Here is a 708-nt window from a genome sequence, read left to right on the forward strand (position 1 = left end):
GCAGTGCCAGGAAACGCTGCGCACGGCGCTGGCGATCGGCGCGGATCGCGCGATCCTGATCGAATCGAATGAAGACCTGCAGCCGCTGGCTGTCGCCAAGCTGCTGAAGGCGCTGGTCGACAAGGAGCAGCCTTCGCTGGTGATCCTCGGCAAGCAGGCCATCGACGACGATTCGAACCAGACGGGCCAGATGCTCGCCGCGCTGGCGGGCCTGCCGCAGGCGACGTTCGCATCAAAGGTCGTCGTGGCTGACGGCAAGGCGACGGTGTCGCGTGAAGTCGATGGTGGTGCGGAAACGCTGTCTCTCACGCTCCCCGCTGTCGTGACGACGGATCTGCGCCTGAATGAGCCGCGCTATGTGACGCTGCCCAACATCATGAAGGCGAAGAAGAAGCCGCTCGAAACCGTGAAGCCCGAAGAGCTGGGCGTCGATGTGACGCCGCGCCTGAAGACGCTGAAAGTCAGCGAGCCGCCCAAGCGCTCCGCTGGTGTCAAGGTGCCGGACGTGAAGACGCTGGTCGAGAAGCTGAAGACCGAAGCCAAGGTGCTTTGATCGACGCGAATTTACGGAAAGCGGAGACGAATGAAATGACGATTCTGGTAATTGCTGAACACGACAACGCGTCGATCAAGGCCGCGACGCTGAACACGGTGGCCGCCGCACAGAAGATCGGCGGCGACATTCATGTGCTGGTCGCGGGTCACAAC

1 protein-coding gene and 1 pseudogene are annotated in these 708 nt (G+C 62.3%); both read left to right on the plus strand.

The window, feature by feature from the left end; translation table 11 throughout:
- Positions 1 to 553: electron transfer flavoprotein subunit beta/FixA family protein (locus GCT13_RS51690; RefSeq protein WP_152768466.1), on the plus strand; the 553-nt coding region annotated here is incomplete at its 5' end.
- 35 nt (positions 554 to 588) lie between these two features.
- Positions 589 to 708 (plus strand): annotated as a pseudogene (locus GCT13_RS51695) (electron transfer flavoprotein subunit alpha/FixB family protein); the annotation flags it as partial.

This window comes from Paraburkholderia franconis, from assembly GCF_009362735.1.
GTDB lineage: Bacteria > Pseudomonadota > Gammaproteobacteria > Burkholderiales > Burkholderiaceae > Paraburkholderia > Paraburkholderia franconis.